This is a genomic window from Amycolatopsis sp. La24, from assembly GCF_029087445.1.
Lineage (GTDB): Bacteria > Actinomycetota > Actinomycetes > Mycobacteriales > Pseudonocardiaceae > Amycolatopsis > Amycolatopsis nivea.
In genome coordinates, this window is sequence record NZ_JARACH010000005.1 from 22,919 (window position 1) to 36,397 (window position 13,479).

The 13,479-nt window shown below is 66.5% G+C and carries 14 protein-coding genes; 7 read left to right on the forward strand and 7 right to left on the reverse strand.

All coding sequences use genetic code 11. The annotated features are described in order from the left end of the window. Nucleotides 1-168 precede the first annotated feature (168 nt). Nucleotides 169-1,506, forward strand: coding sequence for an MFS transporter (locus tag PUT80_RS08235; RefSeq protein ID WP_275291585.1), 1,338 nt, complete (start codon nucleotides 169-171; stop codon nucleotides 1,504-1,506). Beyond that, nucleotides 1,503-3,083: a carboxypeptidase-like regulatory domain-containing protein gene (locus PUT80_RS08240; protein WP_275291586.1), complete on the forward strand. Its 1,581-nt coding sequence runs from the start codon at nucleotides 1,503-1,505 to the stop codon at nucleotides 3,081-3,083. Before PUT80_RS08235 ends, PUT80_RS08240 begins: the two co-directional genes overlap by 4 nt. On the opposite strand, the gene PUT80_RS08245 is transcribed toward PUT80_RS08240, so the two are convergent. The 4 genes from PUT80_RS08245 to PUT80_RS08260 are packed head-to-tail and all read right to left on the reverse strand — an operon-like array spanning nucleotide 3,067 to nucleotide 6,683. Next, nucleotides 3,067-4,179 carry an enolase C-terminal domain-like protein gene (locus PUT80_RS08245; protein ID WP_275291587.1) on the reverse strand — a complete coding sequence of 371 codons (1,113 nt, stop codon included), beginning with the start codon at nucleotides 4,177-4,179 and terminating at the stop codon, nucleotides 3,067-3,069. The genes PUT80_RS08240 and PUT80_RS08245 overlap by 17 nt on opposite strands. Beyond that, on the reverse strand, nucleotides 4,176-5,078 hold the full coding sequence (locus tag PUT80_RS08250) for a dihydrodipicolinate synthase family protein (RefSeq protein ID WP_275291588.1): 903 nt from the start codon (nucleotides 5,076-5,078) through the stop codon (nucleotides 4,176-4,178). The genes PUT80_RS08245 and PUT80_RS08250 overlap by 4 nt, the downstream gene beginning before the upstream one ends. Then, a complete protein-coding gene (locus PUT80_RS08255; RefSeq protein ID WP_037816935.1) occupies nucleotides 5,075-5,953 on the reverse strand; it encodes an amidohydrolase family protein in 879 nt (292 codons plus the stop codon). Before PUT80_RS08255 ends, PUT80_RS08250 begins: the two co-directional genes overlap by 4 nt. A 4-nt stretch (nucleotides 5,954-5,957) precedes the next feature. Further along, nucleotides 5,958-6,683, reverse strand: a complete 726-nt coding sequence (locus tag PUT80_RS08260; protein WP_275291589.1) for a creatininase family protein — start codon at nucleotides 6,681-6,683, stop codon at nucleotides 5,958-5,960. A gap of 225 nt (nucleotides 6,684-6,908) precedes the next feature. Between PUT80_RS08260 and PUT80_RS08265 the strand changes: the two genes are divergently transcribed. Beyond that, nucleotides 6,909-7,202 (forward strand): hypothetical protein, encoded by a 294-nt coding sequence (locus PUT80_RS08265; RefSeq protein ID WP_275291590.1) that lies wholly within the window; start codon nucleotides 6,909-6,911, stop codon nucleotides 7,200-7,202. Between the two features lie 348 nt (nucleotides 7,203-7,550). On the opposite strand, the gene PUT80_RS08270 is transcribed toward PUT80_RS08265, so the two are convergent. Together PUT80_RS08270 and PUT80_RS08275 are read right to left on the reverse strand one after the other, a co-directional pair. After that, a complete protein-coding gene (locus tag PUT80_RS08270) occupies nucleotides 7,551-8,333 on the reverse strand; it encodes an IclR family transcriptional regulator (protein WP_037816931.1) in 783 nt (260 codons plus the stop codon). A gap of 55 nt (nucleotides 8,334-8,388) precedes the next feature. Then, a complete protein-coding gene (locus PUT80_RS08275) occupies nucleotides 8,389-8,832 on the reverse strand; it encodes a MarR family winged helix-turn-helix transcriptional regulator (RefSeq protein ID WP_275291592.1) in 444 nt (147 codons plus the stop codon). 79 nt (nucleotides 8,833-8,911) lie between these two features. On the opposite strand from PUT80_RS08275, the gene PUT80_RS08280 reads away from it, so the two are divergent. The 4 genes from PUT80_RS08280 to PUT80_RS08295 all read left to right on the forward strand — a co-directional run bounded on the left by PUT80_RS08280 (nucleotide 8,912) and on the right by PUT80_RS08295 (nucleotide 12,533). Beyond that, complete coding sequence (locus PUT80_RS08280; protein WP_275291593.1) at nucleotides 8,912-10,147, forward strand: amidohydrolase family protein; 1,236 nt, start codon at nucleotides 8,912-8,914, stop codon at nucleotides 10,145-10,147. Continuing rightward, a complete protein-coding gene (locus PUT80_RS08285; protein ID WP_275291594.1) occupies nucleotides 10,144-10,701 on the forward strand; it encodes a GNAT family N-acetyltransferase in 558 nt (185 codons plus the stop codon). Before PUT80_RS08280 ends, PUT80_RS08285 begins: the two co-directional genes overlap by 4 nt. Nucleotides 10,702-10,791: 90 nt before the next feature. Then, nucleotides 10,792-11,877, forward strand: a complete 1,086-nt coding sequence (locus PUT80_RS08290; protein WP_134667309.1) for a sensor histidine kinase — start codon at nucleotides 10,792-10,794, stop codon at nucleotides 11,875-11,877. Next, on the forward strand, nucleotides 11,874-12,533 hold the full coding sequence (locus tag PUT80_RS08295; RefSeq protein WP_134667310.1) for a response regulator transcription factor: 660 nt from the start codon (nucleotides 11,874-11,876) through the stop codon (nucleotides 12,531-12,533). The genes PUT80_RS08290 and PUT80_RS08295 overlap by 4 nt, the downstream gene beginning before the upstream one ends. Here PUT80_RS08295 and PUT80_RS08300 read toward each other — a convergent pair. Continuing rightward, a complete protein-coding gene (locus PUT80_RS08300) occupies nucleotides 12,530-13,474 on the reverse strand; it encodes an alpha/beta hydrolase (protein ID WP_275291595.1) in 945 nt (314 codons plus the stop codon). The genes PUT80_RS08295 and PUT80_RS08300 overlap by 4 nt on opposite strands. Nucleotides 13,475-13,479 lie beyond the last annotated feature (5 nt).

A 13,479-nucleotide genomic window follows, 5' to 3' on the forward strand; every position in this document is an offset into this window, starting at 1 on the left:
AACCCGCCGGTCCGCCCCGAGATTCCCCTTGTCCGACGCCGCCAGCATAGACTAATCTTTCCGAAATAGAAGACGCATCTACGGTATTTCGAAAATGCGGGATTCGGGGGCGCTGGGGTCGAGGTCGACCGGCCTTGATCCACCATCGGATCAGGAGGTGCGGGCGACATGGGCGCAGACCGCTCCGGCTCGGCAGGCTCGGCCCCGGCACGCTCGGCGCGCCGGTCCGCGGTGCTGGCTTCCAGCATCGGCACGCTGCTCGAGTACTACGACTATTACCTGTTCGGCCTGGCCGCCGCCGTCGTGTTCCCGGCCGTGTTCTTCCCGTCCGAGGACCCGCTCACCGGGCAGCTGTCGTCGTTCGCCACCTTCGCCGTCGGGTTCGTGCTGCGCCCGGTCGGCGGCATCGTGATCGGGCACATCGCGGACCGGTTCGGCCGCAAGAAGGCCTTGATCCTCACCATCGTGCTGATGGGGATCGCCACGATTCTCATCGGGGCGCTTCCCGGATACCGCCAGATCGGCGTCGCGGCCCCGATTCTGCTGGTGATCCTGCGGCTGCTGCAGGGCTTTTCGACCGGCGGCGAAATGGGCGGCGCGATCTCGCTGGCCGTCGAGCACGCCCCGCCGCGCAAACGCGGTCTCTACGGGGCCCTGCTCCTTTCCGGGGCAGGCGTCGCGCTGCTCATTTCCTCCGGGCTGATGGCGTTGTTCGCCACGCTTCCCGAACGAGATTTCCTGGCCTGGGGCTGGCGGATCCCGTTCCTGCTCAGCTTCGTGCTGCTGGTCGCGGGCTTGATCATCCGGATGCGCGTAGGCGAAACGCCGGACTTTGAACGCGCACGCAAGAAGGACGCCGGCGCGCGCATTCCGCTGGTCGCTGTGCTGCGCCGACCGCGCAATTTGATCTACGGCGTTCTGTTCGGTTTCGCCAACAGCATCGGCGGCTACGTCATCACCACCTACGGCGCGTCGTATGTCAAAAAGGATCTCGGAATGCCCGCGTCCGTGGCGCTCACCGCGACCATGGTCGCCGCCGGCGCGCAGATCGTTCTCGCGCCGACGTGGGGTGCGCTGTCCGACCGGATCGGCCGGAAACCGGTCTTCCTCGGCGGCTGCATCGGGCTCGCCGTGGTGATCTTCCCGGTGTTCTGGTTGTTCGAGACGAAGAACCCGGTCCTCGTGGCGGTCGCGATGGTGCTCGGCTTCTCGGTGTTCGTGATGGCGATGTCCGCGCTGTCCCAGACGATTCTGTCCGAACTGTTCGACACTCGCTCGCGTGTCACCGGCGTCAACCTGGGATATCAGCTGACTGCGGTGCTCGGCGGCGGATTCGCGCCGTACCTCAGCGCGTTGCTGGTCGGCGCGACCGGCGCGGTGTGGGGCGTCGGTATTTACGTCATAGCCGGCTGCGTGCTCAGCGCGATCGCGATGCTGCTGTTGCCCGAACGCGCCGGGCAACCGTTGCCGGAACCGGCCGTTGAACCGAAAGCCGCGACAGTATGACCTTGCTGGGATACGTCAGCGACGAACGCTATCTCGCGCTGCCCGATGTCGCGGTCGAGATCAACGCCGGCGATGCGCACTGGACCGCCCGCTCCACCGCGACCGGCGCGATCCACGCCGACGTTCCGCCCGGCAACTACCGCGTCACCCTCGCCAAGGACGGCTACGGCGCCAAACACGTCGACCTCGCGCTCGGAGCCGAACCGCACCAGTTCCGGCTGCTGTCCGACCAGATTTTCGGTTACCTGTGGCCGAAATGGGCCCGCAGCGGCGACGAAGGCGAATTCCGGATCCACAGCCCCGAGCCGTACCGCCTGAGCCTGTGGCGATACGGCGCGGTGGCCGAGGAGACCGCGCTGATCGGCTGGTTCGACGAACACGCGCCGCGCGCCACCGTCCAGGTCACGCCCGATGGCGACTACACGCAAACCGGCGTGCGGTTCAACGAAAAAGGCTACGTCGATCCGTCCCATCGCCAGTACGTCACGGCTCCGGACCGCAGCGGCCTGTACTACTTCCACGTCGAAGGCGAATCCGGTGCCCGGTTTTCGTTTCCCTGGGTAGTCGCGCCACGCCAGCCGACCGCGCCGATCGCCGTCGTCGCGTCCACGAACACCTGGAACGCCTACAACAATTTCGGCGGCCGCAGCAACTACATCAACGCCTCCGCTCTGCCTTCCGCGCCAGTTTTGGTGCCCCGCTTGGAAATGCCCCGCTACCTGGCGTCAAGCTTCAGCGAACACGCCCTGCCCGACGACGCGTACCCGCCGCTCTCCTTTGAACGCCCGGAACCGCTGAACCAGCTCAGCGCCGAAGCCCAGCCGGAGGACCCGATCCGCGGCAGGCAACCGTGTCACCTGGCCGCCGCGGAATGGCGGCTGCTCAGCTGGCTGGAACGCAACGGCTACGAGTACGACCTCTACTCCGACGCGCACCTGCACGACGGCACTCTGCCGTTGGACAGCTACCGCACGCTGGTCCTGAGCACACATCCGGAGTATTGGTCCCGCGAGATGTACTCCGCGGTCTATTCCTGGGTGCACGACCGCGGCGGAAAACTGGCCAACTTCGGCGGCAATGTCGCGGACTGCGAAGTGGTGTTCTCTTCGGACGCACTGCGCTTCCGCACCCAGGCCGTCGAGTCCAGTGCGTATGAGAGCCGGATGCACCGCACGTTCCGGCCGACGTCGGAGCTGTTCGGCGTCGTGTTCACGAGCGCGGGAGCGATGACCGGAGCCCCATACGAGGTCGTCGACCCCAGCCACTGGGCTTTCCGCGGCACCGGCTTGGACAAGGGAGACCTGTTCGGCGTCCGAAGCCTGCACGAACGGTGTCCAGGCGGCGCTTCCGGACACGAAACCGACAAGACCGGCCCGCACAGTCCACAAGGGACTCACGTACTCGCCCGCGGCTTGAACCCCGGCGACGGCGGTGGTGAAATCGCTTGCTACACCACGGCCAGCGGCGGCGAGGTGTTCTCCGTCGGATCGATCGCCTGGACGTCCGCCGTGCTGGTAGACGACGGCGTCTCCGCAATCACGGCGAATGTCCTCGACCGGTTCACCGGACGCTCCTGAACCCGGCGGCGATATCGTCGGCCACCTCGACGCCGAGGCCGGGCGCGTCGCCGAGCCGCACGGTCTGGCCGTCGCTGTTCAACGGCGTCTTGAGGATGTCGCGCTCGTAGTAATGCGCGCCGATGATGTCAGACGGAATCCGGGCCGACAGCCCAGGCGCGGCACACGCCGCGTGGAGCTGGGCCGCCGCGCCAATGCCAAGCTCCCCATTGGAACCAAGCACGACGTCGAGCCCGAACGCGTTCGCGAGCTGCGCCATCGCCACCACTCGGCCCGGCCCGCCCGCTTTGCCGATGTACAGGCTGACCGCGTCCGCCGCTTCGGCCCGGATCACCGACACGAGGTCTTCCGTGCCGAACACGCTTTCATCGGCCACAATGGACAACCCGCGCCCGCGCAACTCCCGCATCCCAGCCAGATCGCCAGGTGCCACCGGCTGTTCGAGAAACGCCGGACCCTGGTCGCGCATCAACTGAATCGCCCGGGCAGCGTCCCCGAGCCGGTAGCCGCCGTTCGCGTCCAGCCCGAGGAACGTGTCCGCTCCGACGAGCTCCCGTGCCTCAGCGAGCCGACGCGCGTCGTCTTCGGGATCGAAGCCAACCTTGAGCTTATAACTGCGAAATCCGGCCGCGAACGCTGCGTGGTAGACGTCATGGAGCCGTCGCCCGCTGCCGCTGAGCGAACATTTCACCGGCACCTCAGTCCTTAATGGACCCCCGAGCGCCACCGCGAGCGGGACTTCAAGCATGCGCGCGTACGCGTCCCACAGCGCCGTCGAAATCCCGGCTTTGGTGAACGGCGCACCGGCCACTGCCTCGTCCATGCGCCGCTCAAGATCAGCGACCGGAACGAGCAGCCGGCCGAGGATCGCCGGGGCAAGTGCCTTCTTGATGAGATACTCCGCCGTGCCAGCGTCCTCGCCGCTCCACTGGAGCGTCGCACTGACTTCGCCCAGCCCGGTCGCACCGTCCGAAGTGGTCACCCGGACCAGCAGGAAGTCGGAACGGTCATGCGTCCCGCGAGCCCCGGCGACGACCAGTTCCGGCCGGACGACCGGACTGATCGCGGTGACCTCGAGGTCGTCGACGGTGTTCACAGAAACTCGCGGAACTCGGCGAGAAACCGGTCGATCATCCGGATGTCCTCAGCGTCGAGCCGATGCGCGGGCGCACGGCAGTACGGGCTGCCGAAGAACCCACGGCGTACGGAAATCAGTTTTTCCGCCGCGATAATCCGCTCAGTGTCCAGCATCCAATAGGAAATGTAGGGCAGCAGCCGTCGATGCAACTCGTCGCCGCCCGCTTCGTCGCCGTCCTCGAACCGCCGCCAGATCTCGACGTAGATCTCGGTGAACGAACACCCCGGCTGCGTCCCGACCGCCCCGCGCCGGATCGCGTCCGGCAGCTGCACGCCCGCATATCCCTCGACCGCCGGTATCGGCGGATCCCCGGCGGCCAGCTCGGCGATCAACGGTCCAGGCGGGCTGGATTCGACCTTGACCAGCTGCAGATTGGCATGGTTGGCGGCGATCTTGCGCAGCACATCCGCGTCAAGACTGGTTCCGGTCTCCTCGGGCGCGTACTGCAACACCACCGGAGTCGGCGCGACCGCGTCAAGCACCTCCCGGATGTGCTTGACCAGCGCTTTCCGGGACGGTTGCAGATAATGCGGCGGCAGAAGATTGATCAAGTCCGCCCCCGCGGCCACGACTTCCTTGGCCCGCTGCACCGCCAGCCGCGTCGCATGGTCCTGAACCGCGATAATGGCCAGGACATCCGCCCGCGGGTTCGTCTCCGCCAGCAACACCTCGGTCAGCGTGTGCCGCTCGTCCTCGGCCAACTTGTAGAACTCCGAGGCGAAGCCAGGAAACATCACACTGCCGACCCCGGTCCCGAGCACCTGCCGGATGACCCGCCGGAAGCCGGAAACATCGATGTCGCCGTCGTCGGTGAAAGGCACCTCGAGAACGGGAGACACTCCGCGAATAGGCGTCATCGAATCCCCTTCTGAAGGCCGAGCGCGGCGACCGCGTCCGCGTGAATGATTCCCTCGATCAGTTCGGGCGAGATCTTCGGCAACGCGGTACCCGCGACGATGTCGTTGACCCGCCGGATCCCCGCGATCGCCTCCGCGGTGGTGGCGATCGGAAAGTCCGAACCAAGCAACAGCTTGTGCGGCACGCCCCACTCCTGCGCCGCGAGCAGTGATTCGTAACAGACCCAAGGCCGGAGGTAAATCGAAGACACGTCCGCATACACGTGCGGATGCTTGCGGATGGTCACCACAGTCTCGCGTCCCCAGGGATGGCCCATGTGCGCCATGACGATCCGGAGCTCCGGGAACTGCAGCGCAACCTCGTCGGTGACCAGCGGATACGTGTACCGCAACGGCGCCTGCCGGATCGGCGACGCACCCTGATGAAACAAGATCGGCAACCCATGCCGCTCGCAATAGCCGTAGAACTCCAACGCTTTCGGCCCCAGCGGATCGAAATTCTGATAATTCGGCCCGAGCTTCACCCCGACCAGCCCGAGCTCCCGGCACCGATCAGCCTCGTCGAACACGTCGGCCGCAGTGGGATTGACCGACATAAACCCAATCCGCCGCCCAGGGTCAGCCGTCACAAACGCCGCCGTAGCAGTATTAGTATCCTCCGCCCGATACGGCAGCCCAGTCGCCTCTTCCGGCTCCTCAACAGCAATGTTGAACACAATGGACAGATCGGCGACCTCGGTAGCTTTGTCGTAATCCGCCCAAGAATTCGTAGTGACCACAGCCCGGTCGGTCCGCCACCCTTCGTAGACGCGCCGCTCGTCCTCCGGCACCGCGGCCTGGTGGGTGGGAGTATGAGTGTGCACGTCCACGATCATGGCTTCACAACACCTCCGCCAGCTCGACGAACCGATCCGCGAGCCCGCTGGCGATCCTCTCGAACCACCGCCTGCCCCGATCCAAGGCAGCCAATTCAGGCCGGTCGGTGTACCCGTCGATGCTCAGCCAAACCCGCTCGGAATGAATGTCCACATCAGACACGCTGATTGTTGCGGGCAACTCCCTCGCCGCCGGTTCTTGCACCAGCTCCCCGCGAACCGCCATCATCATCGACGTCTCGAACTCACCAGCATGCCCAGGCACGACGTCCTCCGGCTCAAGGACCCGCCAGTAATCAGTGTGCGCCACCGCAAGCCCGTGCCGAGTCGAGGCAGCACCAGCGAACGCATGGCAGACGCCGACGTTGCCCCCGTGCCCGTTGACGACGACCAGCCGCCGCCCGCCCTGCACCGCGATCGACCGGGCGAGGTCGTCGAGCACATGCAACAAGGTCTGCGCCGAAAGCGAAAGCGTCCCGTTGAACGGCAGATGATGATCGGAAGCCCCGTACGGAATGGTCGGCGCAAGCAACAACGCCCGCCCAGCCCGCGGCGCCGCCAACTCGGCCGCGCGCTCGCACACCGCAGCCGCGAGAAAGCCATCGGTCCCAGTAGGCAAGTGCGGCCCATGCTGCTCAGTCGCGCCGATGGACACCAGAACGAGCGCCTCGGAAAGCACCCCGCGCACCACGGCGCGATCGGCCTCCGCCCAGCGCAACAGTGCGCCCACGACGTCTCCCCGATACTCCGGTTGGCCTATCTTCCGGTATTTCGTAGAAGTCTTCTTGATTCAGGAAGATAGTCGATCGGGGAGGGAGACGCAATGCCGTTGGCGTGGCGACAAGAAGCGGCCCGGCCGGGCGCAGCGCGCGCAACGCAGGTCCGGACCCGTCGCTTGTCGCATCCAAGACGTGCGACGAGGCCCGCATTTGGCACCAGGAAGTAGGGTACGGAGATGGCAGACGGCAGATTCTTTGAAATGAGAGATATCGACTTCTACGAATATGATGATGCACGACGTTTGCTCGAGCAAGGCGTTGATCTAAATTATTTGGTAGCTGAACTGCGTAAGATGGGTTGCCCTAAGGGTGGCTGCGTGGATGTGGTGTCGAGGATTGCCGGAATTTCGCTCGGTGAAGCCAAGCTGCTTGTCCACAACTCGCCAGCGTGGGCGGATGCGAAGAAACCTGACGAGCGCTTCCAGCGGAAAGCAGCGAAGGCGGCGCGAAAATTTGATCCTAAAGATTGATGGTTGCGAACCGTACGTGCCGCCGTACGACCGGCCGCATGCGGAGCTGACGAAGAGCCAGGCGCGCGAGTCTTATGAGCGCCTCATGAAGGCGGTGCCTGAGCGGGTCGAGCGCCTGCGGAGGTTGCTCCATCGCAACGGGATCGAGATTGGGGACGAGGACGAGTCGGTGCAGGAGCTCAACGACTGGTTCAGGGCGAACGTTGAACCGAACCCGGACAACCCGGATCGTCTCCGCAATCTTTGGTATGCGGTGGTGAACGATGTGGCGGTGTTTCTAGGAAACCTTGTTGTCGCCAGATGCCCTAACTTGCACTGGCCGCTGCTGACGCCTAGGACTTCGGCCATTCACACCGCAAACCCCAACCGCCGTGAGACCTCCTGCCCAACCTGCACCACCCCACGCACCGCAGCCTTCCTCTTCTCTCCAACCAACTGCCGCGCAAACCCCGTCACTCCAACGGCCCCGGCCACAGCCCCCTCGGCGTCGAAGAACGGCGCAGCGAGGCAGGCGATCTCAGCCTGCTCCTCCTCGCTCTCAATCGCATACCCATCCGCCCGCACCTTCGCCAGCAACGCCAAAAACTGACCCGCATCCGGAGCCGCAGCCTTGGGCCCAACCCCGCGCGAAAGGCGAGACAGCAACGGCTTCAGCTCAGCCTCCGGAAGATGCGCCGCGATAGCCCGACCCAGGGCGGTCAGATCGAACGGCGCGACCTTCCCCCGATAAGTGTCGAACTGGACGAACCCAGGCGTGGATGCCTTGGCGACATAAACCACCGAAGCGTCCTCCAAGATCCCCACATGCGCGGGCATCCCTAGGCTCTCCGCAAGACGTCGCAGGTCGGCTTGGACGAGCGAAGGCAGGTCGACCTTCCGCACCAACTCGATGGCCAAACCGTAAAGCCGCAGGGTGGGACGCCAGAAGTGGCTGCGCCCGACGACCCGCCGCACGGCATACCCCCGCTGCTCCAGCGTGTACGCGATCGACGCGCAGGTGGCGAGCGGAACCCCGGCGGCCTTCGCGAGGGCGGTCAGCGTCAGCGGCTCCTCGGCCCGCACTAGGGCTTCCAGCACGGTCAGCGTCCGGTCCGCGGCCGGCGACGCTGCTTTGCCCGATGCGTCGCTCATCCGGCATCAACCTTTCGGATACCTGTAGTCATCTTCGGAACACGGTAGCGTCCGGTCAGCCGGCTGGCTCGATTCGCGCGATGGTCTCTTCGGCCCATGATCGGATGGCGTTGACCTGGGCGGGGGTCAATTCGTCGAGGAAATGGCGGCGAATGTTGCTGCCGTGCACCACCAACGCCTCCTGGATGACCGAGCGGCCGTGTGCGGTGAGGGCGATTCCGGTGCGCCGTCCGCTGGGGCCGCTGCGGGTCGGGGCGACCAGGTCGCGCGTCTCCATCCGCGTCAGTTGGTGCGAGACCCGGCTCTTCTCCCAGCCGAGCGCCTCGACCAGGTCGGCGACGCGCGTTTCGTGGCCGGGCGTGCGCCAGAGGGTCACCAAGACGCTGAACTCGGCCTTCGAGATGCCGCAGTCCCGCTGCAGTCCGCGATCCAGTTCGCGGGTGAGCAGGCGTTGCGCGTGCACCCAGGCGTTCCACAGCTCCCAGTCGTCGGGGGTCATGAGACGGAAGCGTACCTGGGGAGTTGACTCATCAACTTCAGCGGCTCTAGAGTTGATGTATCAACTTTGGGGAGGGTTCATGCAGACATTGCTCCAGAACGGGACCGTGGTCAGTCTTGACCCGGCGGTCGGGGATCTCCCGCGCGGCGACGTGCTCATCGAGGACGGGCGGATCGCGGCGGTCGGGCCTTCGATCCAGGCCGACGCCGAGGTCGTCGACGCCTCGGGCAAGATCGTCCTGCCGGGATTCGTGGACACTCATCGGCACACCTGGCAGACGGCGTTCCGCGGGCTCGGCGCGGACTGGAAGTTCGCCGAATACCGCGAAGTCATGCACGAGCGGCTCCGGCCGCACTACCTGCCGGAGGACGTGTATCTCGGCAACCTGCTGGGGCGGCTCGAAGCGCTGAACTCGGGTGTGACGACGATGCTCGATTGGTTCCATTGCTCCGACCGGCCGGAGCACGCCGACGCGGCGATCGACGCGCTCCAGGACGCTCCTGGGAGATCCATTTTTTGCTACAGCGCGATGGAACCAGCCGACACTGTCCGCGTGCGGAAGCGGCTAACCGGCGATGAAATGGCGTTCGGGTTGCGTGGGCCGATGCTGACCACAATGGACACGACGGCCGCCGACGTCGCGTTGGCGCGGGAACTCGGCCTCAGGGTGAGCGTGCACATCCATCGCGCAGCCGGTGACTCGATTCCCGAAATGCGCGAACGAAAACTGCTTGACGACCGGACGACGATAGTTCACGGCAACGGTCTCACCGACACGCAGTTGGCGATCCTCGCGGACGCGGGCTGTTCGGTGACGGTCAGCCCGGACGTCGAGCTGAAGATGGGGATGGGATGGCCGGATACCGGACGGTTGCTGGCGGCTGGGATCCGGCCGTCGCTGTCCATTGACGACTGTCCGTCTGCTGGGGGTGACATGTTTTCGGCTATGCGTACGGCGTTTGCCGCGCAGCGCGGTCTCGACGGCGGTCTTGTCGCGCGCGACCTGCTCGAGTTCGCCACTGTGGACGGTGCCCGTACCTGCGGACGCGGTGACCGGGCGGGCAGTATCAGTGTCGGAAAGGACGCGGATCTGGTGCTCATCGACGCGGAGGATCTGTCGGTGTTCCCGGTCAACGACGCGGTGTCCACAGTGGTCACAGCTGCGCACCCGGGTGTCGTGGACAGCGTCTTCGTCGGGGGCAAGGCGGTCAAGCGGGACGGCCGGTTGCTGGGAGTGGATGTGCCGAAGCTCAGGACCAGGCTGCTGGAATCTCGCGACCGGATCGCGGCGGCGGCCGGATTGGTGGTCGGGTGATAGTCCTGGAGACGGATCGGTTGCTGCTGCGGCGGTTCACCGAAGCCGACTTAGACAGTCTGGTGCAGCTCGACAGCGACCCGCAAGTGATGCGGTTCCTCACTGGCGAGCCGACGCCTCGCGCCGAGATCGAACAAAAGGTGCTGCCCGGAATTCTCGCCGATTACGAACGCGGGCCAGCCGGGCAATGGGCGGCGATCGAAAAGGCGACCGACGAGTTCATGGGCTGGATTTCCTTGCAGCCGCCGGAAGACGGCAGTACGACGGAGCTGGAACTCGGCTACCGGCTGCTGGCGAAAGCCTGGGGTCGCGGGTATGCGACGGAAGGCTCCCGGGCGGCGATCCACAAAGGATTCACCGAGCTCGGCACGCGGCGGGTGTGGGCGCAGACGATGGCGGTGAACACTCCGTCGCGGCGGGTGATGGAGCGGTCCGGGCTGAAGTACGTCCGCACCTTCCACCTGCACTTCGACGATCCATTGCCAGGCACGGAACACGGTGAGGTCGAGTACGCGTTGACCCGCGAAGAATGGGTGGCCAACGGCCGGGGCTGAGCGCGGTGCAGGGGCAACACTCGTGCCCTGCCGTCCATACCGCCGGGTGAGCACGTACGACATCCTTTTCGTCCGGAATACACTCGCCGGGTGATCAACCTCCTGCGGGTCTCGCGGGCTCGGCACGCGGTGTGGTTCCCCCTGCTCGGGCTGGTGTTGTTCGCCGGATCGCTGCTGCCGTCCCTGCAGACGTTCGGCACGCAGTTCGGCGGGCTGCCGTCGCGGCCGTTCGACGCGCTGGCCGTCGGAGCGGTCGCGTTGCAGTCGTTGTCGCTCGCCGGGTGCCGCCGATGGCCGATCGCGGTGCTCGCGCTGGTGTCGGCCGGGTTCGCGATCGACCAGTTGTGCGGTTACCACTCGTTCGCGGGCTCGGCGTTGCCGGTCGCGGTGCTCAACGCCGGCTGGCGGGCGGATCGGGGACGGCGCGCGGCGGCGATCGGGTTCACCGTGGCATATCTGCTGTTCGTGGCCGCGTTTCCGCTGCGTGGCGGCGGGGAATCGGCGGCGGGAGTGGCCGCGTTCTACCTGTCGCTGGTCGTCGTGTGGGGGATCGGGGCGTGGCTGCGCTCCACCCGCGCCGCGGAGGCCGAACGGCGCCGCCGGGTCGCCGAGGAAACGCGCGCGGCGGAGCGGGCGCGGATCGCTCGCGAGCTGCACGACGTCGTGACCCATCACGTGACCGCGATGGTCGTGCAGACCGAATCCGCGCGGTATCTCACCGGCGAGCGGCTCGACCAGACCCTCGCCACGGTCAGCGGCACCGGCCGCCAAGCCATCGCTGAGCTGCGGAATCTGCTCGACGTGCTCAACCCCGGCGCCCAGCCCGCCCTCGGGCTCGACACGCTGGTCGAGCAGACGCGGCGAGCCGGGCAGCCGGTGGAGTTCACCGAGGTAGGCGCGCCCGCGAACTCGGAGGTGGCGTACCGGGTCGTGCAGGAAGCGCTGACCAACGCCCTCAAACACGCGCCCGGCAGCCCGACTTCGGTTGAGGTCCGGCACGGCGAGGAGGACATCACCGTGGAAGTCCGCACCGAGAGCGAGGTCGACCTGGCGGTCGGCGGCAGCGGGCGCGGGCTGGCGGGGCTCCGCGATCGGGTCGGCGACGTCGGGGGAGACTTCGCCGCGGGGCGCGGCGAAAGCGGCGGGTTCTGCGTCCGGGCCCGGATTCCGGCGTGAGCGCGCCGTTGCGGGTCCTCGTCGCCGACGACCAGGTGCTGGTCCGCACTGGGCTGGTGACGATCATCGACGCGCAGCCGGACCTGGAGGTCGCGGGCGAATGCGGCGACGGGCAGGCCGCGGTCGAGCTGGCTCGCGAGCTGAGCCCGGACGTCGTCGTGATGGACGTGCGGATGCCGGTGCTCGACGGCATCACCGCGACCCGTCTGCTGGCCGGCTCCGACGTCGCGGCACCGGTGAAAGTGCTGGTGGTGACCAACTTCAACCTCGACGAGAACGTCTACCAGGCGTTGCGCGCCGGGGCTTCCGGGTTCCTGCTCAAGGACGCTCCGCCGGACCAGCTGCTGCACGGGATCCGGACCGTCGCGTCCGGCGCGGCGCTGCTCGACCCCGAGGTGACGCGCCAGCTCGTCGGCCGGTACGCCACCCGGATCCGCCCCGCTGCCGCGGATCCGGGCGACGTCCCGCTGGCCCCGCGCGAGCTGGAAGTCCTCCGTCTGGTCGCGGAAGGCCTTTCCAACAGCGAAATCGCCGCGGCGCTCGTGCTCAGCCAGGAGACCGTGAAGACTTACGTTTCGCGCATGCTCGCCAAACTCGGCGTCCGCGACCGGGTGCAGGCCGTCGTTTACGCTTATCGGCACGGACTGGTCGATTAACCCGCGACTCGCGCGGCGACGTCCTCGATTTCCCGCACGGCGACGTCCGGCTGATCCTGGTAAATGTAATGCCCGCTGGTTTTCGCGACGGTCAGTTCGCTGCGGCTGGAAAGCGCGAGCCACTTCACCTGGCCCTCAGTCCACGCCCGTTCCAATCCCGGACCGTACTGCGGCAGTTGCGCGAGATATTCCTTCCCGTGCTTGATCACCTCGACCGGAATGTCCCCGGCGGATTTCACGTCCGCGTCGGCGACGACCAGTTTTTCCGGGCTTTCGCCGTTGAAGACCGCCAGGGTCTGCGCGCGGAGAGCGGCCGAGTCCCCGGTGGCGTCGGCGGGGATTTCCCTGGTCAGGTCCGCGCCCTGGGTCGGCGAGGTAGCGTCCATCAGCACCAGGCCCTTGACCTTGTCCTGGTGGTCCGGGGCGTAGCGGGCGGCGATCAGCCCGCCGAGCGAATGCCCGGCCAGCACGACCGGCGAATCCGCGGCGAGCTGGCCGAGGACGCCGGTCAGCACCTTTCCGGTGGTCTCGAACGTCTGCCGGTCGGCGGGCTGATCGCTGCCGCCCGCGCCGAGCCGGTCGTAGGAACACACCCGGTTCTTCTTGCCCAGCGTTTCCTGCAGACTGGCGAATTTGTCCAGCGCGTCGCCGCCTCCGTGCAGCAGAATGACGACCGGTTTGCCTTTCTCGAGCGGCCCCGAACACGATACGTTCACCGATTTGCCGTCCACGGTGATTTTCTTCGCGCCGGTGAACGCGGCCTGGCTGACCGGTGCGCTGTTCGGTGCCGGCTCCGCTTCTGTTTCCTCGTCGCATCCCGTCAGAAGCAGACAAGCCGCGATCACCGCCGCGGTTCCCCCGGCCTTGTGCATCGAATACCCCTTCATGCCGGAAAACGCTACTGATCCGGTCGGGCTAAAACGTCCCCGCGCGGTGGACACCTGCG

Excerpts from the sequence above, each read along its gene's own strand:
- PUT80_RS08280 (WP_275291593.1), top strand. The coding sequence starts at position 8,912 with ATGCAGACATTGCTCCAGAACGGGACCGTGGTCAGTCTTGACCCGGCG.
- PUT80_RS08275 (WP_275291592.1), bottom strand. The coding sequence starts at position 8,832 with ATGACCCCCGACGACTGGGAGCTGTGGAACGCCTGGGTGCACGCGCAA.
- PUT80_RS08255 (WP_037816935.1), bottom strand. The coding sequence starts at position 5,953 with ATGATCGTGGACGTGCACACTCATACTCCCACCCACCAGGCCGCGGTG.
- PUT80_RS08265 (WP_275291590.1), top strand. The coding sequence starts at position 6,909 with ATGGCAGACGGCAGATTCTTTGAAATGAGAGATATCGACTTCTACGAA.
- PUT80_RS08250 (WP_275291588.1), bottom strand. The coding sequence starts at position 5,078 with ATGACGCCTATTCGCGGAGTGTCTCCCGTTCTCGAGGTGCCTTTCACC.
- PUT80_RS08240 (WP_275291586.1), top strand. The coding sequence starts at position 1,503 with ATGACCTTGCTGGGATACGTCAGCGACGAACGCTATCTCGCGCTGCCC.
- PUT80_RS08270 (WP_037816931.1), bottom strand. The coding sequence starts at position 8,333 with ATGAGCGACGCATCGGGCAAAGCAGCGTCGCCGGCCGCGGACCGGACG.
- PUT80_RS08235 (WP_275291585.1), top strand. The coding sequence starts at position 169 with ATGGGCGCAGACCGCTCCGGCTCGGCAGGCTCGGCCCCGGCACGCTCG.